The following is a 21,944-nucleotide window of genomic DNA, read 5'->3' as shown; positions in this document are numbered from 1 at the left end:
TGACTTTGCGTAGCTTTTATATAATAAGTTGGAAGAAAAAGTATTATTTTCCTTGTAATAATTTTTCTAAGTATTCGATTTTATCTTTTTCAGATTGCAGCAAACGTTCGTAAAGCTTTTTGTTTTCGTCTACTGATTCCATTAATTTATCCAATGGATGAAAAGTACATTCATAATTAGTTCCAGCATTAACGATACCATTAACAGTAGTATCATTAAAAGTATTAAAATAGCTAATCATACCTTCCTCTGAGAAATTTTTAATTGCTTCTACACTTACACCAAGTGCTTTTGCAACATCTATAAGTTTTTCTTCATCAATAGTTTCGCTGTTTTCTATAGCCGAAACCGCTTGTTGATTTGTTCCTAAAGCTTGCGCCAAAGCTTCTTGTTTCATGTCTTTCAGTTCACGAATACGGCTAATTTTTCGCCCTATATGATATGGTTTTGTTACTGTGCTCATAGTTCAAAGATATCTAAAATTCTTTAAAATTTTTTAGGTTTGGTAAAACACATTTCTGAAGATGTACGATACATTTTTATGATTTAGCATAAAATTAAAATCTCAATTGAGAATATTTACAAAAGATTTTTTGTGATGTAACTAGGTTTTGAGTAAGGTAATTATTTTTCTTGTGTTATTTTTTAGCGAGTTTCTGCTAGTTTTTTAGATAGAGCAACAGAATTTTCATCATTTCCAATAAATTTAGAAGCGATTTCTATTTTGTTCTTTCCAAATGATTCGTCTAAAGAATTTCTTTTGTCTTTATTTGCAAAAGTAACAGCTGTCTTTTTTCCAGATTTCTCTAAAAGGTTTTTTAATATATCTTTCATAATAAAAAAATAGTATGTTGTAAATGTACTGAAATTATTTTAGTGTTTCAATAAGTTCAAATGTTATAAAACTGTAGTTGCTACTATTATTAGGGATGTATATTTCATAAATAATATTGTCAATGTTTATTTTTGATAACACATCTTTTCCTTCTATAGTTTCTTTTACTTTTAGATTCTCTATTATTCCTCCTTTAACAATAAAATATTCTTGTAGTGCAAATAAGTTTTTATTTAAGCTTGTTTTATATATTCTATGTTTTGAAAATGTATTTCCGTAAAAAGTTACAATTGAATTTGGAGATAGTGAGAGAAAATCTAAAGCACAGGTAAAAACCGTGTTTAATACCCTATCCTTGTCACCCAAATTATTTTCTCTTGACATATCAGATACTTTTTCATTTCCATTTTCATCAATACTTAAATTTCCAAAACCTAAATTATAATATTTTTCAAGTCCTAAAGCATCATATTGTCTGAATGCAACTCTTTTTGGTATTTGCCTTTTACCAATACTTACAAAATCATATTTTACATTTGTTAAATTATTGTCAACTAGTTCGAATTCATATGACGAATTAATTAAATTTTCCATTATTTTTATTAAAACTGAATGGCAAATTTAATTTTAAAAACCTATAAAACCTACTATATTTGAAAATTTTGTAAGAAAATATATATTTATATATTTGAAATGAAATTAGAACTTTAGATGATTTTATTTTCCTTCTTCTAAACCATCAACAGCAGAAATTTGATCTAATATATTAGTTTGGTTTGGCGAAATGTAGTTTTTTGATTCGGCAGGAGTTTCTTTCTTAAAAAGCATATCTAATGCATTATATAGTCTTAATAAAACATCTTTGTCTTCTTTTTCAATTTCTAAAGCAGTATTGAAATTAAAAACGTAATTATTCGAATTGCGTACTTCTACTTTTATCGTTTTTGATGTGATTTTAAATTTGACTATATCCATGTTGTCTAAAATTAATTAATTTTCAAATTTTATTTTAATGACGCTAATCGTCGTTACGTTCGCTTTAATTTGATTGAATTATTTGTATCTAATTTAAGTAAATCTATAATAAGATGGTTTAAAGTTACTCTTTTAGAAACAATATTCAAATAAAAAACCCCTAATCAATTGATGATTAGGGGTTTGTTTTTTGTAGCGAGGACGGGAGTTGAACCCGTGACCTCAGGGTTATGAATCCTGCGCTCTAACCAACTGAGCTACCTCGCCAAGATTGCAAGCGAACCGTGTTCCTCATTGCGGGTGCAAAGATAGAAATATTATTAAAGCTTACAAGAATAAAATGAAGAAAAAAAAATATTTTTAAAAATGCATTGTTTTTGGACATATATTCTTATATTTCGAAAAAATTAAAAGTAGCACATGGAGCAAAAAATACGTTACGAAATCGAGTTTCCCATAAATTCTTCGCCGCAATTATTATATCAATATATATCAACGCCATCGGGTTTGTCAGAATGGTTTGCAGACAATGTAAATTCAAGAGGCGAATTTTTTACTTTCATTTGGAATGACTCGCAGGAAAAAGCGCGTTTGGCTTCTAAAAAAACAGGAGAAAAAGTAAAATTCAAATGGGTTGACGAAAGCAGTAAAGACACGGAGTATTTTTTTGAATTACATATTTTAGTTGATGAATTAACTAAAGATGTATCGCTAATGGTAGTCGATTTCGCTGAAAAAGAAGAAGTAGGAGAAGCTAAACAATTGTGGGAGAATCAGATCTCAGACCTGAAACATCTTATAGGATCTGTTTAGTAAATTTCTATTTTATATCTTATATTTGCCCTGAACAAAATTCAGGGTTTTTTTATGATCAATTTTAACGGAAACATAGTAGCACAAGAAGAGAATGTATTAACTCAAAATCGTGCTTTTTTGTACGGCGATGGTGTTTTTGAAACGCTAAAAATAGTCAATAATAAAATCTTATTTCTTGAAGATCATTATTTTAGATTAATGGCTTCAATGCGTGTTGTGAGAATGGAAATTCCGATGAACTTTACTATGGAATTTTTTGAAGAACAGGTTTTAAACCTCGTAAATCAAAAAGGAATTTCGGCATCGGCAAGAGCCAGAATCACCGTTTTTAGAAACGATGGAGGTTTATATTTGCCTAAAACAAATGAAGTGTCGTATTTAATTCACGCAACTTCTCTTGAAAACGTTTCTTATATCCTAAATACGGCTGAATATGAAGTTGATTTGTACAAAGACTTCTATGTAACAAAACAGTTATTATCGTCGATTAAAACGACTAATAAATTGATAAATGTTACCGGGAGTATTTTTGCTCATGAAAATGGTCTGGCAAACTGCCTTTTAATAAATGATGCTAAAAATGTGGTAGAAGCATTGCAAGGCAATTTATTTATGGTGATGGGCAAGAAATTAATCACGCCGCCAATTTCTGAAGGTTGCCTGAACGGAATTATGCGTAAACAAATATTAGCTTTGGCTAAGAAAGTAGAAGGCATAGAAGTGCTTGAAGAAATAATTTCGCCATTTGATCTTCAAAAAGCTGACGAATTATTTCTAACAAATGTAATCACAGGGATACAACCGATAACTAAATACCGGAAAAAGGAGTTTACAAGTAATCTGGCGCATTTATTAGTGCAGAAACTAAATGAATCCATTTCTGAAAATTAATTCAGATATGGATTTTCAGGTGCATTCGACCATATAACATAATCACCGCCGAGCTCAATAATTTGCTCTTTCCAAAAATGGGTGGTCGATTTACCAATAATTTTGTTTTTATAACTATTATCAGTAATGATCCAGGAGTTTCCCTGCATTTCATTCTCAAGCTGATTTTCGTCCCAACCGGTATAACCTAAGAAAAAGCGAATATTGTTTTTACCAATAGATCCGTCGTTTATTAAGTCTTTAGTCGATTCAAAGTCACCTCCCCAATAAATCCCATTTGAAATCTCGACACTATTAGGTATCAATTCCGGGATATTGTGAATAAAATAAAGATTGTCCTGTTCAACAGGACCTCCGTTATATATTTTGAAACTGGCATCAATCTCAGGTATTAAATCATTAATAGTATATTTTAATGGTTTATTAATGATAAAACCTATTGATCCTTCTTTGTTATGGTCTGCTAATAAAATTACCGATCTATTAAAAGATAAATCTCCAATTATAGAAGGTTCGGCAATAAGCAGGTGTCCTTTTTTTAATTTTTCTGAAATCATACGGCTACAATTTTTATTAAATTTAATAATAAAATATTTAAAAACCCAAATAAAATCGTTAAACCGCATAAAAAAACCCTCCATGAGGAAGGTTTTGATTATATTATAAGTTTAGAGAACTTTCTTACTTAGTTCACTGCACCTTCTAATTCAGCTCCGGCTTTGAATTTTACAACATTCTTAGCAGCGATTTGAATAGTTTTTCCAGTTTGAGGGTTTCTTCCGTCTCTAGCAGCTCTAGCAGATACTGACCAAGATCCAAAACCTACTAAAGAAACTCTACCACCTTTTTTCAAAGTAGCTCCTACGTTTCCTAAAAATGATTCTAAAGCTAATTTTGCCGCAGCTTTTGTAATTCCTGCATCAGCAGCGATAGCATCGATTAATTCTGATTTGTTCATAATAATTAGTTATTAATTGTTGGTTAAAAAAAATTGTTAATACACAAATTTAGTAGGAAATCCGTTCCTTGCAAGTGTTTTCTTTAATTTTAGCAAAAATTGTTAATAACTTGCTTTTTTTGTTCATAACGCTAACTGATTATCAGGCAAAAACAGGTAAAAACCCCTGTTTTACTGACCTTAATAGACTTTTGCGGTATCAGTAAAAGTTATGCCATTTAGCAATTCAGCAACTTGCATTCTCTTTTTTCCGGGTAATTGCAAACTCAAAAGCTGAACAAAACCATTTTTGATCGCAATTTTGATTTCTTTTTTGCTGCTAATCAAGCTTCCAATCTCATAAGAATGATCTTCCTCAACCAGTTTTGATTCGTATATTTTGATGCTTAATTCTTCATTTTTATCTTTCAGGAAACACCATGAAGCAGGATAAGGACTTAAACCGCGGATCAAATTATTAATTTCATCGCCTGATTTTGTCCAGTCGATCTTACAATTTTCCTTGTTTAATTTGTAAGCAGTTTTAATTTCTATGTCGTCTTCCTGAATCGTTGTAGTTACACTTCCGTTTTCGATCACTTTTAATGTGTCAATTACAGTTTCACTTCCTAACAACATTAATCGGTCATGTAATTGTCCCGCATTTTCTTCCGGCTCAATCGCAATCTCTGAATTTAAGATCATCGCTCCGGTATCTATTTTATCATCAATAAAAAAAGTTGTAACTCCCGTTTTAGTTTCTCCATTAATAATTGCCCAGTTAATAGGCGCAGCTCCGCGATAATTTGGCAATAAAGAAGCATGAAGATTAAAGGTTCCAAGACTTGGCATTTCCCAAACTACTTTTGGCAACATTCTAAAAGCAACAACAATTTGTAAATTGGCGTTTAATGCTTTCAATTCGGCAAGAAAATTTTCGTCTTTTAAATTTGTTGGTTGCAATAAAGTAAGGTTGTTCGCCAATGCATATTCCTTCACTGCCGAATATTTTATTTTTTGTCCACGTCCTGCCGGTTTATCTGCCGCTGTAATAACGCCAACAACTTCATAATCGTTTTTAATAATGGTGTCCAGAATGCCAACGGCAAATTCCGGAGTTCCCATAAATATGATTCTTAATTTTTCCATTATAATTTTAAAGTATATTTATTATTCGCCTGAACGGTGATGTAATTGTTTTTCAGTAATTCCTGAAGCGCAACAACAACATCGTTAGCGTCTAGTTTTATTTTTGTTTGAATTTCTCTTGATGATAAAGCCGCCGTTTTCAACTGATGCAAAATTTTATCTGCAATAGAATCAGCTTCTGTAATTTTACCTTTTTGTGTAATACAATAGGAGCAGACGCCACAATTCTGAGTGGTTTCTTCTCCAAAATAATCCAAAATCAATCGGTTCTTGCAGGTTTTATTGTCCTTTATATAATGTAGCACAGATAAAAGCTGGTCTTTTTTAAGCTGATTTTGTTTTTCAAGATATTTTGAAACCCTGTTAATTGTCAAATCATCTTCGCGAACTTCATTAAATAATATAGTTGCGTCGTTATTTTTTGATTTGTATTCGATAATATTTTTCTCGTTCAGTTTTTCCAGAACTACCGAAACTTGTTCCTCAGAATGATTTGATTTTTTAGCAATCAGCGAAATATTAAAAGGCGTTTTCATTTCGTAAATTCCGGGATACGTTCTTAAAATCGCAAGCATAATTTCTTCGTCATTTGAGTTTAAACTCATATAACGAATAACTTCTTTTGATTCCAATAAAAACTGCATTGTAATCTTTTCAGAAAATTCCTGTGACATTGTAATAATTCCCTGTTGATTCAAAAACTGCAAAGCATTATAAGTTTTAAGAGTAGGGAAGTCGTATTTCTGGCAAAAATGATTCAGTTTAAACGAAAATGAATCGTTTAAACCTTCACCATAAGCAATCTGAAAATAATTGCAAAGCTTTATATAGACTGTGTTCAGAAACTTTTTATCTGGCAGAATGCTTAAAAATTGCTGCTCTGATTGATTTCCATCAGATGAATTCGTCAAAACCACCGAAAAAGCTTTTTCGCCATTACGTCCCGCTCTTCCGGATTCCTGATAATAATTTTCGATATTTTCAGGCAATTGTGTATGAATAACCGTTTTTACGTTGTCTTTGTCAATTCCCATTCCAAACGCATTTGTAGCAACAATAACCTGCGCTTGTTCAGACATCCACAATTCCATGTTTTTGTCTTTTTCTTTTGCCGAAAGTCCACCGTGATAATACGTTGCCTTGAATCCTAACGATTGCAATTGAGTTGACATATTCAGGCACGATTTTCTGTTTCGTACATATATAATAGAAGGCTGTGGGTTTTTCTTTAAAATTTGTTCTGTACGATATAGTTTGTCTTCGACTTCAAAAACCATATAAGCAATATTTTTTCTTTCAAAAGATTGCTGAAAAAGTATCGGATCCTTCAAGCCTAATTCGGTTTTAATATCTTCAATAACTCTCGGAGTTGCCGTTGCAGTCAAAGCCAAAAACGGAATCTTAGGGAAGTATTTTTTAAGTTCCGAAATTTTCAAATAAGCCGGACGAAAATCGTGTCCCCATTGCGAAACACAATGCGCTTCGTCAATAGCAATTAAATTAATTGGGAGATTTTTAATGCGTTCCAATATCCAATCAGACTGAAGCCGTTCCGGAGAAAGATATAAAAATTTATAATTCCCATATTGGCAATTGTCCAGAAGATCAATGATTTCCTCAGTATGAATTCCTCCGGTAAGTGCAATCGCTTTAATATTTCGCTTTTGTAAATTCGCCACCTGATCTTTCATCAAGGCGACCAAAGGCGAAACAACAAGACAGATACCTTCCTGCATCATTGCCGGAACCTGGAAACAAATCGATTTTCCGCCTCCGGTTGGGAGCAGTGCAAAAGTATCCTGACCGTCTAAAACCGAGTCAATAATCTCCTTTTGCAACGGTCTAAAACTGTCGTGTTTCCAGTATTTTAAAAGAATTTCCTGCGCTTCTGGCATTGGTCTCGTTTTAAAGTTAAAAAATTTAGAAAATCAGTTTCTAGTTTTGCAACTTTAAAACGCGCCTAAATTTTATCTAAGATATAAAGAATTCTGTTCTCCACCGTATCTTTAGGTACTTCAATTAAGTCGTAACCGTATTTTTTATAGGTGTCAACAAGGTGTTTTTGTATTGTCAAAGCTTGCTCAAAATTCTCGTAGCGTTCAGTGTCGCATTCGTAAATTTCTTCCCAAGGTGGTAAAATAAAAGTTTTGGTATATTTAAAATCTTCACAAGCTTTTGTAAAATGCTCAGGATAATCATCGCCAATATAATCCATATAAGCTACAACGTCAGGAATTCCGCGATCTATAAAAACTACATTATCAGGTTCCTGACCAGCATCTTGAAATTGTTTAATACGACCTTCCAGCAACATTTCGCTAAATAATAAAGGTTGTTCCAGAAACAATTGATCGATACCTCGCTGCTGAGCTTCGAGTGTAACTTGTCTGGAAATTTCAGGATAACAACAGTAGCCACGAGCTACCAATTCGTTGATAAGAGTAGATTTTCCCGTTCCCGGGCCACCAATGAGAACTATGATTTGTTTTTGCACTTTCTAAAAATAAAGCGCAAATTTACCTAAACTTATTGATATTTAAAAAGTTTATTTCGTCTTAAGCGAACGATTTCGCAATTTTAGGTAAATCCCGAGACTTCGGGACGTGTTGTCTGCTACAATGTTTTGCTTTTTTCTTTAAAAAGCAAAAGGATTTCTCTCAAAGATTCTGGACGTTTGCTAATAAAATTAATAAAATAAAAATCGGCAATAGGTGTGGTAAATATTATTGCAACTGGACTAAAGTCCAGCTCTACAAAATAAATCGTTCCTCTGGAACTAAATCCAAAGAGACGTAGAGTTGGTAAATATTGTGGGGTGGACTTTAGCAATTGGGCTAAAATCTAGCTCTAGAAAATAAATCGTTCCTCTGGAACTAAATGCAAGAGTCGCAGAGTTGGTAAATATTGTATGGCTGGACTTTAGCAATTGGACTGAAGTCCAGCTCTAGAAAATAAATCGTTCCTCTGGAACTAAATGCAAAGAGTCGTAGAGTTGGTAAATATTGTATGGCTGGACTTTAACAACTGGACTAAAGTCAGGCTCTACAAAATAAATCGTTTCTCTGGAGCTAAATGCAAAGAGTCGTAGAGTTGGTAAATATTGTAGGGTGGACTTTAGCAATTGGGCTAAAATCTAGCTCTACAAAATAAATCGTTCCTCTGGAACTAAATCCAAAGAGTCGTAGAGTTGGTAAATATTGTAGGGCTGGACTTTAGTCCAGTTTATGAAATTGTAGTGTTAATATGTGGATTTTAGGATTTGCAGGGTTTTTGAAAACCTTGTAGAGAAAACAGAATCAATTTTTGACTAGCCGTAGGTTTTAACGAGCGGATTTATGGGTTAGTTCGTTTTCGGCTTTAGCCAAATATATTCCACCATTTCTTTTTAATGTTTTTGTGAATTATTCTAGGATTATCTTCTATCTGGTTCCCTTCAAAGTCGAGAACATATTCATTCGATTCAAAATCAAATAATCTTATTCCGTTTTTTTCAATACAGAATTCGGTTTTGCCTTCAGTATTCAGCCAAATATCTCTTCCGCCAAAACACCAAACAATTTCTCCTTCTTTTGTAATTCTAAAAATTTCTAATTCTCCATGAATTATAAAATCATTTTCGAGTTTATGAATAGAGAAATTTGTAAAAGCGTCGAATTCTTTCTGCCATATTAATTCTAAAGAAAAAACTTCTAAACAATAAATTTTATTACAGATAAGAATCCATATTTTATCATCTTCGAGAATAAAAGATCTTTTGCTAATTCCAGTCGCTCCACCACTCTCACATATTATTGTACTGGTAACTTCAATATTAAATTCTTTAACAATAATGGCATATTTACTTGTCGTCCGGAATTGATTTTCCAGGTCATAATAAACTTTCTTATATTGTCGCAAATTGTCAGCGGAATTTAAGATGTAATTTGGAGCATCAGATAGTTCAATTTCGAAATTTTTATAATTCAGTTTTATTGCCATATAAAGTTTATTGTGGGAAATTATATCCTAACCAACTAATAGTTATCATCAGTAAAGTCAATATAGATATTGAGCCATATAAAATTCCCCAGCCTAAATGATTTAAATTAATATTGCGGTTTTTGTGAAAAAGTTTAATGCTTAATCCAATTATTATTGATGCAAATAAAATTATTAGAATTGAATTAAAATCATCTAACAGCTTTAATGAAAGAATAATTGAAAAATGCAGGAATAGTGTAACTATAAAAGAGATTATTTTCATTTTTGATTTAACTTAATTACTCACAAAACAAATATTTTCCAGAATCCTTGCCTTTTTTCTCCGAAGGTATAATAATATGCGATTCGAATTTTTTTCCTTTCAAAACATCATTTACAAAATCCAAAACATATTGTTGTCCCTGATGAAAAAGATAACCGGAGAATTCATGTCCGCCGCCACAAAAAGTAATCAGTTCAATGTCCTTATGTAAATCATGCATATGATTATAAACCGCATAAGATCCAAAAAGAATTAGCCAACCCGAAGCATTTGTTGGACAAGATCTATGTGAACCTGCACAATAAGGAACTGTATCATCATTATTTCCGTGTGCTAATAACATCGGAATCGCCTTTTCTTTAGTAATCAAATTAATATCCTGAATAGCTCCGGAACCCCCAATAAAACCTGTGTATTTGAAATTTTCAGGAAGATTATTTTTATATAAATTCATCAGTTTATAATCCCAGAACGAAGCTTGGAAACCAATTTCGGCACCGGCGCTGATTCCGGAAATAAATATTTTTGAAGCATCAAGATTGTATTTATTGGCATTTTCGATCAAAAATGAAGTTGCCTGCCACATATCGCTTACGCCAATTTGGATTGCCTTTATTTTTTCGGTTAGTGTTCCTTTGCATCCAAAATCTTTTCCTTTCATATATAAACTGTATGAAATACTCGCAACTGCATAACCGTTTTTTGCCATAAACATTCCAAAATCTTTCTCGCTCGTGCGCTCCCCACCGGAAAATCCTCCTCCAAAAGCAAAAATAATCAACGGCATCTTTTCGTTGGTTTTCTTTTGAGGCAGATACAAATCTAAATCCAGTTTGATAGTATCATTCTGGAAGTAAGTCATTGTTTTGATTTCCTGTGCCTGGATATTATTGAATATGATTGCTATAAAAAGTAAAAGGATTTTTTTCATTCTGATGTGTTTTAATCGTGCAAAGTAGCAAAGTGCAAAGTTTGATATTATGACCTAAAAAAACTTCGCGTCTTGGCGACTTTTCGAGTGAATTTCTGTGCAATGTTTTCTCAAATATAAGAGGAAATTTTACAAAGAAATAAAGTTACAAAGCTTTTTTCTTTGCACCTTTGCGCCTCTGTAACTTTGCGCCTTTTTCGAAAGAAAAAAATCTAAAATCTAAACTCAAAACCGTATATTTGCCTTTATTTTTAATTACGAATGGAAAACGATAAAGAAAAAGAAACCGCTGAATTTTACGAAAGATTAAAGGTAGAGTTAGATAACTCAAATACTTGGCCTGCAGAATATTTGTATAAATTTATAATGCCGTCGGTAAACGATAATGTCGAACGGGTTGAAAAAGCTTTTGACAATTTAGGCGCGGTAATTAAAACAACAAAATCTAAAACAGGTAAATTTACCAGTGTTTCTGTAGATGTTACAATGCATAGTGCTGACCAGGTGATTAGCAAATACAAAGAAGTTTCTACAATAGAAGGTATAGTTTCATTATAACTTATGGTCGAAAAATATAAAAAAGAAGTCGCGAATGACGTTGTTTTTAATTTAGAATATAATTCTGAAAGACAGCGCTTACTTATTCCGGAATATGGTCGTCATTTACAAAAACTGATCGATCAGGCTACTATTATTGAAGATGTAGAAACGCGTAACAAAGCCGCGAAATACATCATTCAGGTAATGGGAAGTCTGAATCCGCATTTGCGTGATGTACCGGATTTTCAACATAAATTATGGGATCAGCTTTTTATAATGTCTGATTTTAAATTAAATGTAGAATCTCCATACCCAATTCCGTCAAGAGATGTATTACAGCTAAAACCTGATGTTTTACAATATCCGCAAAACTTTCCTAAATACAGATTTTATGGTAATAATATCAAATATATGATAGATGTTGCCAATAGATGGGAAGATGGTGAAATGAAAAATGCATTGGTATTGGTAATTGCCAATCACATGAAAAAATCATATTTGAGCTGGAATAAAGACACAGTAAAAGATGATGTGATTTTTGAACATTTATTTGAATTGTCTGAAGGGAAAATCAATTTATTGCAAAGTACAGAAGAGCTTTTAAACACAACAGATTTATTGCGTACCAACAAACGTATGTCTAACAAGATTACGCCGCCGGGACAGCCAAAAATCCAAAGCAACAAAAATATTAAAGGACCTGGAAAACCAAAACCTTTTCAAAAAAATAATAATCAGAAGTAAAAAAAAGTGTCTAAGATGCTAAGTTGCTAAGTTTTTTTAGCTCAGAACCTTAGCAACTTAAAAAGAAGAACCTAAAAGAGAAATATGGGAATTTTTAAAATCGAGGGAGGAATTCCTTTAAAAGGAGAAATCACTCCGCAAGGAGCAAAAAATGAGGCATTACAAATTTTATGTGCCGTGCTTTTAACGGGGGAAAAAGTGAAAATTAATAATATTCCCGATATTATTGACATCAATAAATTAATCACATTGTTGGGTAATTTAGGGGTGAAAATTCAACGAAATGAACCAAGTTCTATTACGTTTCAAGCCGATGAGGTTAATGTTGGATATTTAGAAACCGAAGCTTTCAAAAAAGAAGGCGGCGCGCTTCGTGGTTCTATTATGATTGTTGGACCGCTTTTGGCACGTTTCGGAAAAGGATATATTCCAAAACCAGGAGGAGATAAAATTGGCCGTCGCAGATTAGATACACACTTTGAAGGATTTATCAATCTTGGAGCAAAATTCAGATACAATAGAGAAGATCACTTTTACGGAGTAGAAACTCCCGAAGGAGGATTACAAGGAACAGATATGTTACTTGACGAAGCATCAGTAACAGGAACAGCAAACATTGTTATGGCAGCTGTTTTAGCTAAAGGAAGAACTACAGTTTACAACGCAGCTTGTGAGCCTTATTTACAACAATTGTGTAAAATGTTAAACTCTATGGGAGCTAACATTACAGGAGTTGGATCTAACTTATTGACAATTGAAGGTGTTGAAAGCCTTGGAGGATGTGAGCATACAATCCTTCCGGATATGATTGAAATTGGTTCTTGGATTGGTCTTGCGGCGATGACAAAAAGCGAAATCACGATCAAAAATGTAAGCTGGGAAAACTTAGGGTTAATCCCAAATACATTTAGAAAATTAGGGATTACAATCGAAAAACGTGGTGATGATATTTATATTCCTGCTCACGTTAACGGATACGAAGTAAAAACAGATATTGACGGTTCTATTTTAACAATTGCAGATGCGCCTTGGCCAGGATTTACACCTGATTTATTGAGTATCGTTTTGGTTGTGGCAACACAAGCAAAAGGCGATGTGTTAATTCACCAGAAAATGTTTGAAAGCCGTTTGTTTTTCGTTGATAAATTAATCGATATGGGCGCAAAAATTATGTTATGTGATCCGCACAGAGCGGTCGTTATGGGACATAATTTTGAATCTCAACTAAAAGCTACAACAATGTCATCTCCTGATATTCGTGCGGGGATTTCATTATTAATAGCAGCCCTTTCAGCAAAAGGAACAAGTACAATACAAAATATCGAACAAATCGATCGTGGATACGAGCGTATTGATGAACGTTTAAGAGCAATTGGAGCAAAAATTGTTAGAGCATAAAAGACAAATATTTAGTTAAATAAATATTCTAAAAATACCATTAAGAGGTTAAGGGAAATTAAGTTATAATGGCTTAATGAATCTTAATATCTTAATGGTTTTTATATCTTAAAACTTGATTTAAAATCTGTTAAAAGGCGCAAATGACAAATGAACAAACAGCTATAAAAGCTACTATATTTAGTATAGTCGGGAACACCTGCTTAGCCATAATAAAAGGCCTGGCAGGTTTTTTTGGCAATTCCTATGCCTTAATTGCAGATGCAATTGAGTCGACTGCGGATATATTTTCGTCCTGTTTGGTTTTATTCGGAATCAAATATTCTAATAAACCAGCCGATGAAAACCATCCATACGGACACGGTCGCGCTGAACCTTTAATTACCTTTTTGGTAGTTGGCTTTTTGATTACTTCGGCAACAATTATTGGTTACGAAAGTATTGCAAATATTCAGGAACCGCACGGTTTGCCAAAATCATGGACTTTATATATCCTGGCCGCAATTATTATCTGGAAAGAATATTCGTTTCGTTTAGTAATGAAGCGAAGTAAAGAAACAAATAGTTCCTCTCTTGCGGCAGATGCGTGGCATCATCGCAGTGATGCCATTACATCTGTAGCGGCGTTTATAGGGATTTCGATTGCACTGATTATGGGCAAAGGTTATGAATCTGCAGATGACTGGGCGGCGCTTTTTGCTGCTTTTTTTATCTTATACAACAGTTATAAAATTTTCAGACCTGCACTTGGCGAAATAATGGACGAAAACATGAATGATGATTTAGTCGAAGAAATTCGGGTAAAATCTTTAAAAGTTGAAGGGATTCTAGGAACCGAAAAATGCTTTATTCGTAAAGCCGGAATGAAATACCACGTTGATCTTCACGCGATAGTTTCGGCACAAATTTCAGTAAAAGAAGGGCATGATTTGTCACACAAATTACAAGACACTTTAAGAGAAAAAATTCCGCAATTAGGAAATGTTCTAATTCATATTGAACCGGATGATTATCATTGAGAAAGTTTCTAAGATTCTAAGTGCTGAGGTACTAAGTTTTCTTTAGAAACGATAAAAATCAAAATCCGCTTATTCTTTTGAGTAAGCGGATTTTTATTTTCTGGGCGTTCCCTCCGGTCGGGCTATCCGCTATATCTTTTTATTTTTAAAGGAAAAATAAAAAGGATATCGCTTCTATCCCTAACGCAATCTTGAGTAATAAGAAATTTGCGGTTTTTTTGTCACTTCGACGTGGGAGAAGTCACATCCAGCTTCTCGTCAATAGTGCTTCTTAACGGATGTGATCTCTCCTACGTCGAGATGACAAGATTGTGAAAACTTAGGAACTTAGAACCTCAGTAACTCAGCAACTTTTTAATTCAGAACATTCAAAATCTTCAGCCCAAATACAACACCATTTTGTTGAAATCCGCCTTGATAAGAATGAACATAATCTAATCTGAACAATTTAAATTTCCCAAATCCCAGATTGTCTAAACCTATAGTAAATTCAGAATAAGGTTTTCTGTCCGGAATTGCTAAACTGTGAAAACCTAAATTCATAGTCGATTTCAAGAGATTCAATAGCGGGATTTTATTCATTATAAACCCCGTATCATTATATTCTGAATGCATTTCAAAATAACTGTCGTTTGTGCTGTTCGCGTAATAGGGCATTAAATTGAAAACGTTCAAATAACGATCACTTGTTCCTATGTGAGTTTGGTTTCCGTTAAAATGTCTGTAATCGATAAACGAAATATTTTCGGCATTAAAGAATTTTCCCGCTCTTAAATTCATTCCCACAATTCCTTTATTTCCAAGAGATAAATCATATTGTACAGAAGCTCCAATTCGTTCAAATTCATATTTTTTCTCGCTTGCAGCAAATGCCTTTTCAAAACTTAAAAAGACGGTGGTGTATTTATCATCTTTAAAATTATACCTTCCGTCAGGTCTTGAAATGTATTTGTTCCCAAAATTGATTTGGGCATTTAGCGACGCTTTAAATAAATGATGCGGATCAAAAGCCGGAGTTGTAAAATCATTTGGCGCCAACGGATTATTTGATGAATAAATATCATCTTTTTTAAAGAAAGAATAATCGGTGCTATTGAAAAGAGGTTTTCGTTGCTCGTAAGCCACTTTTCCAATCAAATTCACACCGTTTAAAACATCTTGAGAATAATTAATTTGAGCAAATTCAAGATTGTACAACTTCATATAATTATCTTTAAAAAATAAAGAACTTATTGAATTTACCAATTTACTAATAGGTTGTGCGCTATTAAATTGCGCCGTTTTAGTCCCTCCCGAAGCCGAAATAGTAGCGTAATTTATATTGTTGAATTTATGACTGAATTCACCAATAACACGAAAACGTTCATCTGAAAAGCCATAATTAAAAGTGGTACTTAATGACGTATTTTTCCCTTCGTTTTCACTCCATTTTTTAAACGAAAAACCAGAATCTAAATTAAATCCCTGAACAGTATTAAAACTCAATGAAGTAACATTTAATAATCCTTTATAATCAAATGAATATTTTTTGAAAGTGTTTTTATAATCATAACCCATCAAGATGTCCGTCACTTTGAACTTGTTGTTTTTGGCATCTATTGAATCAGTATATTTCTGAGATTTCCGAATAGTTTGCAAACTGTCTTTCTTCGTATAATCTGTACTTTCTTCAAGCGTTAACGGAATCGGGCGAATTTCATTCCAGAAAGCCTCATCTTTTTTATTGGCATTAAGTTCAAAAGCCACAACTTCGTTTCCAAAAGTTTTCTTTTCAAAAGAACTCGGAAACTCATAATTAGAATAAACGTAATTGAATTTTCCGGAGAATTTTATTCCAAAGATTCCCGCAGTAAAATCAAGAGTTTGTGCGTTTTTTGTCCAGATTTTATTTTTTGCATTGTAACTAAAGCTTTGTTTTAAGTTCATTACTTCGGTAAATTCATTTTTCATGCGATATCCTTTTATATCTAAATCAATCGCATAAATCGCAAAACTGTCATCAACAATATAAATATAACCTTCAAAAACAGGTTCTTTATCGCGTTTTGGGATTACTTTAATTTTATAGATTTGTTGATTATTATCGTCATAAAAAGTGCCTTCAAGTTTGTATTTATAATAACTGAAACCATTATCTGCAATAGGAGAAATAAGTTTGATGTCGAAATCTAAATTGTTATCATAAAAATCATAAGTCGATAAAGATGCGGTGTTGTAACTGTATCCTTTATTGTTTCCGGAGATTTTAGAAGCAATAATTTTCTCTTTTAATTTATTAGGCTTTTCAAAAGTAATTTTCGAAATAGTTTCAGATAAATATAAAATTCCTGTTCCTGTAGAATCCAAATTTGATGACATATCATCGCCAAGATCTACTTTTTTGCCAAGAATTTTTTTAGGCAAATCTTTGACTTTGAACATTCCTTTCGAATAAAAATCTGCGGTAAATCTCGCAGTTTTATCTGAGTTGTCTTTTTTATTCGCAATTGCGTTTTTTATAATAGCATTTGCAGGATTGTTTTTTGGATCAATTACAACTTCATTTAATGCAAAACTTTCTTCAAGCATTTTCACATCTAAAGTCATTGTTTTTGAATCAGCAGAAACGGCAATTTTTTGGGTTTTGAATCCCAGATATTGAAAAGTGATTTTGTTTTTACCAACTTCTTTTATGTTAAGTTGGTATTTTCCCTGTTCGTTAGAGGTTGTTCCGCTATACGTGTTTTCTTCATATACAGAAACAAAAGGCAGCGGATTCCCTTTTTCATCGGAAATAGTTCCCTTTATTTGGGCATAATTAGAAATTGAAAAAAATAAAAAGGCGAATAAAGTAATGTTTTTCATGAAAGTGGTTTCTCTAACAAAAATAGAATAAGTTAAAAATGAGCTTATTAAAAATTTGTTAAATAAAGCCTTACAATAAAGATTGAATTGCCAATTCGTAGCTTTTTAATCCAAAACCTAAGATAACGCCTTTAGCATTTCCGGACAAATATGATTGGTGTCTGAAACTTTCGCGCGCATAAGTATTCGAGATATGAACTTCGATAACTGGAGTTGTAATAGCTTTCATCGCGTCGCCCAAACCTATTGAAGTATGTGTATAAGCGCCGGCATTCAGAATAATTCCGTCAAAAGAAAAACCAACTTCCTGAATTTTTCCAATCAATTCGCCTTCAATATTACTTTGAAAATAGGAAAATTCAACGTTTGGGAATTTGGTTTGCAACGTTTCAAAATAATCTTCAAAAGTTTGACTTCCGTAAACTTCAGGTTCTCTTTTTCCTAAAAGATTCAAATTGGGTCCGTTGATAATGCAGATTTTCATATTTAAAGGTATATTTTGCGAGTTAAAATATTTAGATTTTTTGAACCATATAAGCAATATAAGTTCAAATAAGCTAAATTGATTTTATATTTGACATTGAAATTGCAATTGATTTTTGCAATTGACATTGAACTTGGTAAAAATAAAAAAACCGTTCTAATTAATAGAACGGTTTTAATAAAAGTATGTGATATTCTTTTTAGAACAGCATTATTCCAGCAGAAAGTTGGAATACAGAGTTTTTAAGATCAGCTTTAGAAGAAACTTCCGTTAAACCAAAACCATAACGACCTTGAATAAATATTCCTTCAGTAATTTTTAAACCAAGTCCTGCATTAATTGCAAAGTCAAAAGTTTTAGGATCCTGAGCATCAAATTCTTCTTTATTGCTTAATAGGAAGGAAGCTTGTGGACCTACTTCTAAACTTAAAGATTTAGTTACATAGATTTTAGCCATTACCGGAATAGATAAATATCCTAATTCATTTTTAAATTCTCCTAGTGCATTTTTATAAGTAGCACCTTGAGTAGAATATAAAAGTTCTGGTTGAATAGCAAATTTCTCTAATAATTTCACTTCAGCAACTAAACCTACGTGATAGCTTGTGATCCCGTCTTTGCTATAGTCTATTCCTTCAAAACTGGCATCTCCTGTTTGATTTGCAAAGTTAACCCCTGCTTTAACCCCAATTTTTAATAATTGTGCTTGTATTGTAGCTGATGTTGCTATGAACAAAACAGCTGCTAAAATTATTTTTTTCATAAAAGTGTTTTTTAAAATTTGGTATTTTTAAATGTTATCTATTAGTCAAAACTACATTATTTTGATTTTATTGTTTTATTAATCGGATTAAATAATTTATAAAATTAACATCTATTTGTGATTTTTTAGTACCTAATTTTATGATTTGAGTTTTAATGTGCTGAATTTCAGATTATTGTTTGTAATTAAATTCTGTCGTATTTTAATACTTACTAGGCTTATAGAGGATATAGTTTAACAAGTATAAGCTTAGTTTTATAAGATAGTAACAAACAAAATAAGCAACCATGAAAAAAATTATTTTAGCTGCGATTGCAGTATTGACAGTTAGTTTTGCTAACGCACAGGAGCAAACTAAAAAAGGAAAGTACCTTATTGAAGGAAATACTTCTTTTGGAGCAACCCGAACAGGAAATACAGGTTTTGCATTAAGTTCAGAGGACGGTACAACATCCTGGAATATTGGTGCTGAAGGTGGATATTTTGTAATGGATAATTTAGCTGTAAAAGCCGGATTTGGTTACGGAGATAATGGTGAGGATTATGCAAGTTCTATTTTCTCTTATAAAGTAGGAGCGAAGTATTATGTAATCAATAAAATTCCTGTAGAGCTTTCATATACCGGAGCAAGTATTAAAGATGCTGATGAAACCCCCTCTTACTTAGGAATTCAGGGAGGTTACGCATGGTTTATTGGGAAAAATGTTTCTGTTGAGCCAGGACTTCGTTATAACATAACTTTAAATGAAGATTATGGTAAAGATGTTTTACAAATATTGGTTTTGCATTACATTTCTAAGATTTTCATGAAGTAATAATTTTTAAAAGCCTTTCAGATATGAAAGGCTTTTATTTTTTGTATTTATTTGATATATAACAAATTATAATTTAGTGGTTTATTTTTTAATAGGATTAACTCTCTAGTTACCACTTTATTTGTTAAAATACAAGTTCTTTTTTGGGAAGTATATTTTTATATTTGATTATTAAATTTAATCAAAACTTATAAAAATGAAAAAAATAATTTTATCTGCAATTGCAGTAATGGCATTTGGATTTACTAATGCACAATCAACTAGATTTGGAGTAAAAGGAGGATTAAACCTTTCTAATATCGTTGGTGGAGACGTTGACGGTACTAAATCACTGTGTTGAAGCCGGACCACAACTTGGATTATTAGTTTCCAGTAAAAATATTGATGATGAAAAATCAGTTGATGTTGCCTTTAATTTAGGAGCAGGATATAATTTTACCGATAATTTTTCTGTAGGTATTCGTTATACTATTGGTTTATCAAGTGTTTACGATTACAACGATTATAATAATGGTTATTATTATAATGACAGATATACAAACAATGTTTTAGCATTAACTGCTGCATATAAATTCTAATCTATATTTTATATTTTTTAAGAACCTTCCCTAATCAGGAAGGTTTTTTTATGCCCAAAAATGTTTTACTTTGTACATATGAATTGGAACAGGTATATAAAAGATTATCAATCGTATTTGCGAATCGAAAGAGGTTTGTCTAAAAATACAATCGAAAACTATGGCTTTGATATTGAGCGATTATGTCTGTTTTTAGAAACCAATCAAATCGATGTTTCACCTTTAAAGATTACCGATGAAACTTTACAGCAATTTATTTATGCTGTTGCCAAAGAAGTAAATCCGCGTTCGCAAGCCAGAATTATTTCTGGTTTAAAAAGTTTTTTTGGTTACTTAATTTTTGAAGATTATAGAAATGATAATCCTTTAGAATTAATCGAAACACCAAAGACAGGTCGGAAATTACCGGATACTTTATCCGTTAAGGAAATTGATTTGCTTATTGCTGCTATAGATTTAAGTTCTAATGAAGGCGAGAGAAATCGCGCGATGTTAGAAACGCTTTATGGTTGCGGACTTCGGGTTTCAGAACTCGTTTCGCTAAAAATTTCAGATTTATTCTTTGATGAAGGATTTATAAAAATTACCGGAAAAGGAAATAAAGAACGTTTTGTTCCCATTGGCAAACTGACTCAAAAATACATGCAGATTTACCAAAAAGAAGTTCGCATAAATCTCAATATTAAAAAAGGTTGTGAAGATACTTTGTTTTTAAACAGAAGAGGAAATCAGCTTACGCGCGCGATGATTTTTACGATTATAAAAGATTTGGCTGTTAAAGTAGGTTTGAATAAAAACATAAGTCCGCATACTTTGCGACATTCTTTTGCAACGCATTTACTTGAAAATGGTGCTGATTTAAGATCAATCCAGTTAATGTTAGGTCATGAATCAATTACTACTACAGAAATATACATTCATTTAGATCGAAGTTTCTTGAAAGAAGTCATACATTCATATCATCCTAGAAAATAATATTTTTTGTAAAACGCTCATTAGTTCACAAAGATAGGTTAACACAAAGCTTTGTGAACTTTGTGTTTGTCAACACACTCTACTGTAAAAAAATTTGCGTGCTTTGCGGTAAAAGTCATCAGTATATAAATGTACTCTCCTAAAATATTTTTTATGTTTTTTTACAACATTTAGTCCTGATCCAAAATTTATATATAGTATCAATCAGGAATTTGAGAGCATAAATTTAGATCTTTTGTTGGTTTTTTAAAGCAACGAAATATTTAAAATTAATATAAATAATAAAGGCTATCCGTTAAGATAGCCTTTATTATTTTATATAAATATGGAGATTACTTCGCGATATTTACCGCTCTTGTTTCTCTAATTACAGTAACTTTTACCTGACCCGGATAAGTCATTTCAGTTTGGATTTTTTGTGAAATTTCAAAAGATAAGTTTGCTGCATTATCATCAGAAACTTTTTCACTTTCTACAATTACACGTAATTCTCTACCAGCCTGAATCGCGTATGCATTTTTTACACCGCTAAAACCGTACGCCACTTCTTCAAGATCTTTCAAACGCTGAATGTATGAGTCTAAAACCTGACGTCTTGCGCCTGGTCTTGCGCCTGAAATAGCATCACAAACCTGAACGATTGGAGATAGTAATGATTTCATTTCGATCTCGTCGTGGTGAGCTCCAATTGCGTTACAAACTTCTTCTTTTTCACCATATTTCTCCGCCCATTGCATCCCTAATAATGCGTGAGGTAAATCACTTTCAGTATCCGGAACTTTACCAATATCATGAAGTAAACCTGCTCTTTTAGCCAGTTTTACATTCAGGCCTAATTCGGCAGCCATGATACCACAAAGTTTAGAAACCTCTCTTGAGTGTTGTAATAAGTTTTGTCCGTATGATGAACGGTATTTCATTCTACCTACAACTTTAATCAATTCAGGGTGTAAACCATGAATTCCTAAGTCAATAACAGTACGTTTACCAACTTCAATAATTTCGTC

The 21,944-nt window shown here is 32.3% G+C and carries 25 protein-coding genes and 1 tRNA gene; 10 read left to right on the top strand and 16 right to left on the bottom strand.

The genetic code is table 11. The annotated features are described in order from the left end of the window. Positions 1–43: 43 nt before the first annotated feature. From ACHZDT_RS03435 to ACHZDT_RS03415, 5 genes are all read right to left on the bottom strand, one after another. A complete protein-coding gene (locus ACHZDT_RS03435) occupies positions 44–463 on the bottom strand; it encodes a helix-turn-helix domain-containing protein (protein ID WP_394773260.1) in 420 nt (139 codons plus the stop codon). A 182-nt stretch (positions 464–645) separates the two neighbouring features. After that, complete coding sequence (locus ACHZDT_RS03430; RefSeq protein WP_394773259.1) at positions 646–834, bottom strand: hypothetical protein; 189 nt, start codon at positions 832–834, stop codon at positions 646–648. Positions 835–868: 34 nt separating this feature from the next. Next, the gene (locus tag ACHZDT_RS03425) at positions 869–1,429 is read right to left on the bottom strand and encodes a DUF6934 family protein (protein ID WP_394773258.1); all 561 of its coding nucleotides are present in this window, start codon (positions 1,427–1,429) and stop codon (positions 869–871) included. Between the two features lie 123 nt (positions 1,430–1,552). Further along, a complete protein-coding gene (locus ACHZDT_RS03420) occupies positions 1,553–1,810 on the bottom strand; it encodes a hypothetical protein (RefSeq protein WP_394773257.1) in 258 nt (85 codons plus the stop codon). Between the two features lie 193 nt (positions 1,811–2,003). Continuing rightward, a tRNA-Met gene (locus tag ACHZDT_RS03415) sits at positions 2,004–2,077 on the bottom strand. Between the two features lie 153 nt (positions 2,078–2,230). Between ACHZDT_RS03415 and ACHZDT_RS03410 the strand changes: the two genes are divergently transcribed. Together ACHZDT_RS03410 and ACHZDT_RS03405 are read left to right on the top strand one after the other, a co-directional pair. After that, positions 2,231–2,623, top strand: coding sequence for an START-like domain-containing protein (locus tag ACHZDT_RS03410; RefSeq protein WP_394773256.1), 393 nt, complete (start codon positions 2,231–2,233; stop codon positions 2,621–2,623). Between the two features lie 54 nt (positions 2,624–2,677). Continuing rightward, the gene (locus ACHZDT_RS03405) at positions 2,678–3,517 is read left to right on the top strand and encodes an aminotransferase class IV (protein ID WP_394773255.1); all 840 of its coding nucleotides are present in this window, start codon (positions 2,678–2,680) and stop codon (positions 3,515–3,517) included. Here the strand turns inward: ACHZDT_RS03405 and ACHZDT_RS03400 are convergent. From ACHZDT_RS03400 to ACHZDT_RS03370, 7 genes are all read right to left on the bottom strand, one after another. After that, positions 3,514–4,074, bottom strand: a complete 561-nt coding sequence (locus ACHZDT_RS03400) for a YqgE/AlgH family protein (protein ID WP_213301895.1) — start codon at positions 4,072–4,074, stop codon at positions 3,514–3,516. The two genes, ACHZDT_RS03405 and ACHZDT_RS03400, sit on opposite strands and share 4 nt — an antisense overlap. 128 nt (positions 4,075–4,202) lie before the next feature. Continuing rightward, positions 4,203–4,475: an HU family DNA-binding protein gene (locus ACHZDT_RS03395; protein ID WP_017498096.1), complete on the bottom strand. Its 273-nt coding sequence runs from the start codon at positions 4,473–4,475 to the stop codon at positions 4,203–4,205. Positions 4,476–4,655: 180 nt separating this feature from the next. Further along, positions 4,656–5,603, bottom strand: a complete 948-nt coding sequence (fmt, locus tag ACHZDT_RS03390; RefSeq protein WP_394773254.1) for a methionyl-tRNA formyltransferase — start codon at positions 5,601–5,603, stop codon at positions 4,656–4,658. Next, a complete protein-coding gene (locus tag ACHZDT_RS03385) occupies positions 5,603–7,498 on the bottom strand; it encodes an ATP-dependent DNA helicase RecQ (protein WP_394773253.1) in 1,896 nt (631 codons plus the stop codon). Before ACHZDT_RS03385 ends, fmt begins: the two co-directional genes overlap by 1 nt. Before the next feature lie 65 nt (positions 7,499–7,563). Continuing rightward, a complete protein-coding gene (locus ACHZDT_RS03380) occupies positions 7,564–8,097 on the bottom strand; it encodes an AAA family ATPase (RefSeq protein ID WP_394773252.1) in 534 nt (177 codons plus the stop codon). An 863-nt stretch (positions 8,098–8,960) separates the two neighbouring features. Beyond that, a complete protein-coding gene (locus ACHZDT_RS03375) occupies positions 8,961–9,581 on the bottom strand; it encodes a hypothetical protein (RefSeq protein ID WP_394773251.1) in 621 nt (206 codons plus the stop codon). Between the two features lie 281 nt (positions 9,582–9,862). Further along, entirely contained in the window at positions 9,863–10,777 is a 915-nt protein-coding gene (locus ACHZDT_RS03370) for an alpha/beta hydrolase family protein (protein ID WP_394773250.1), read from the bottom strand. A gap of 261 nt (positions 10,778–11,038) precedes the next feature. Here ACHZDT_RS03370 and ACHZDT_RS03365 point away from each other — a divergent pair, with 261 nt between their 5' ends. The 4 genes from ACHZDT_RS03365 (at position 11,039) to ACHZDT_RS03350 (ending at position 14,478) form a co-directional block, all read left to right on the top strand. Further along, complete coding sequence (locus tag ACHZDT_RS03365; RefSeq protein WP_394773249.1) at positions 11,039–11,335, top strand: DUF493 family protein; 297 nt, start codon at positions 11,039–11,041, stop codon at positions 11,333–11,335. Positions 11,336–11,338: 3 nt separating this feature from the next. Continuing rightward, positions 11,339–12,061 (top strand): DUF4290 domain-containing protein, encoded by a 723-nt coding sequence (locus ACHZDT_RS03360; RefSeq protein WP_394773248.1) that lies wholly within the window; start codon positions 11,339–11,341, stop codon positions 12,059–12,061. An 84-nt stretch (positions 12,062–12,145) separates the two neighbouring features. Beyond that, positions 12,146–13,459: a UDP-N-acetylglucosamine 1-carboxyvinyltransferase gene (gene murA, locus ACHZDT_RS03355; protein ID WP_394773247.1), complete on the top strand. Its 1,314-nt coding sequence runs from the start codon at positions 12,146–12,148 to the stop codon at positions 13,457–13,459. A 143-nt stretch (positions 13,460–13,602) separates the two neighbouring features. Beyond that, complete coding sequence (locus tag ACHZDT_RS03350) at positions 13,603–14,478, top strand: cation diffusion facilitator family transporter (RefSeq protein ID WP_394773246.1); 876 nt, start codon at positions 13,603–13,605, stop codon at positions 14,476–14,478. A gap of 354 nt (positions 14,479–14,832) precedes the next feature. On the opposite strand, the gene ACHZDT_RS03345 is transcribed toward ACHZDT_RS03350, so the two are convergent. The 3 genes from ACHZDT_RS03345 to ACHZDT_RS03335 all read right to left on the bottom strand — a co-directional run bounded on the left by ACHZDT_RS03345 (position 14,833) and on the right by ACHZDT_RS03335 (position 18,569). Next, positions 14,833–17,322: a DUF5686 and carboxypeptidase regulatory-like domain-containing protein gene (locus ACHZDT_RS03345; RefSeq protein ID WP_394773245.1), complete on the bottom strand. Its 2,490-nt coding sequence runs from the start codon at positions 17,320–17,322 to the stop codon at positions 14,833–14,835. Positions 17,323–17,392: 70 nt separating this feature from the next. Beyond that, entirely contained in the window at positions 17,393–17,806 is a 414-nt protein-coding gene (gene aroQ, locus ACHZDT_RS03340; RefSeq protein ID WP_394773244.1) for a type II 3-dehydroquinate dehydratase, read from the bottom strand. Positions 17,807–18,005: 199 nt separating this feature from the next. Then, the gene (locus ACHZDT_RS03335; RefSeq protein WP_394773243.1) at positions 18,006–18,569 is read right to left on the bottom strand and encodes a porin family protein; all 564 of its coding nucleotides are present in this window, start codon (positions 18,567–18,569) and stop codon (positions 18,006–18,008) included. Positions 18,570–18,856: 287 nt separating this feature from the next. Between ACHZDT_RS03335 and ACHZDT_RS03330 the strand changes: the two genes are divergently transcribed. From ACHZDT_RS03330 to xerD, 4 genes are all read left to right on the top strand, one after another. After that, positions 18,857–19,384: a hypothetical protein gene (locus ACHZDT_RS03330; protein WP_394773242.1), complete on the top strand. Its 528-nt coding sequence runs from the start codon at positions 18,857–18,859 to the stop codon at positions 19,382–19,384. 196 nt (positions 19,385–19,580) lie between these two features. Beyond that, entirely contained in the window at positions 19,581–19,724 is a 144-nt protein-coding gene (locus ACHZDT_RS03325) for a hypothetical protein (protein ID WP_394773241.1), read from the top strand. Further along, on the top strand, positions 19,699–19,962 hold the full coding sequence (locus tag ACHZDT_RS03320) for an outer membrane beta-barrel protein (protein ID WP_394773240.1): 264 nt from the start codon (positions 19,699–19,701) through the stop codon (positions 19,960–19,962). Before ACHZDT_RS03325 ends, ACHZDT_RS03320 begins: the two co-directional genes overlap by 26 nt. A 78-nt stretch (positions 19,963–20,040) precedes the next feature. Next, the gene (xerD, locus tag ACHZDT_RS03315; protein WP_394773352.1) at positions 20,041–20,937 is read left to right on the top strand and encodes a site-specific tyrosine recombinase XerD; all 897 of its coding nucleotides are present in this window, start codon (positions 20,041–20,043) and stop codon (positions 20,935–20,937) included. 332 nt (positions 20,938–21,269) lie between these two features. Here the strand turns inward: xerD and ACHZDT_RS03310 are convergent. Beyond that, the coding region (locus ACHZDT_RS03310) for an HDIG domain-containing metalloprotein (protein ID WP_394773239.1) at positions 21,270–21,944 on the bottom strand (675 nt) is incomplete at its 5' end.

The organism is Flavobacterium sp., assembly GCF_043722275.1.
Lineage (GTDB): Bacteria > Bacteroidota > Bacteroidia > Flavobacteriales > Flavobacteriaceae > Flavobacterium.
The sequence above is the reverse complement of the archived record's forward strand: the minus strand, read 5'-3'. Positions and strand labels throughout refer to the sequence as shown.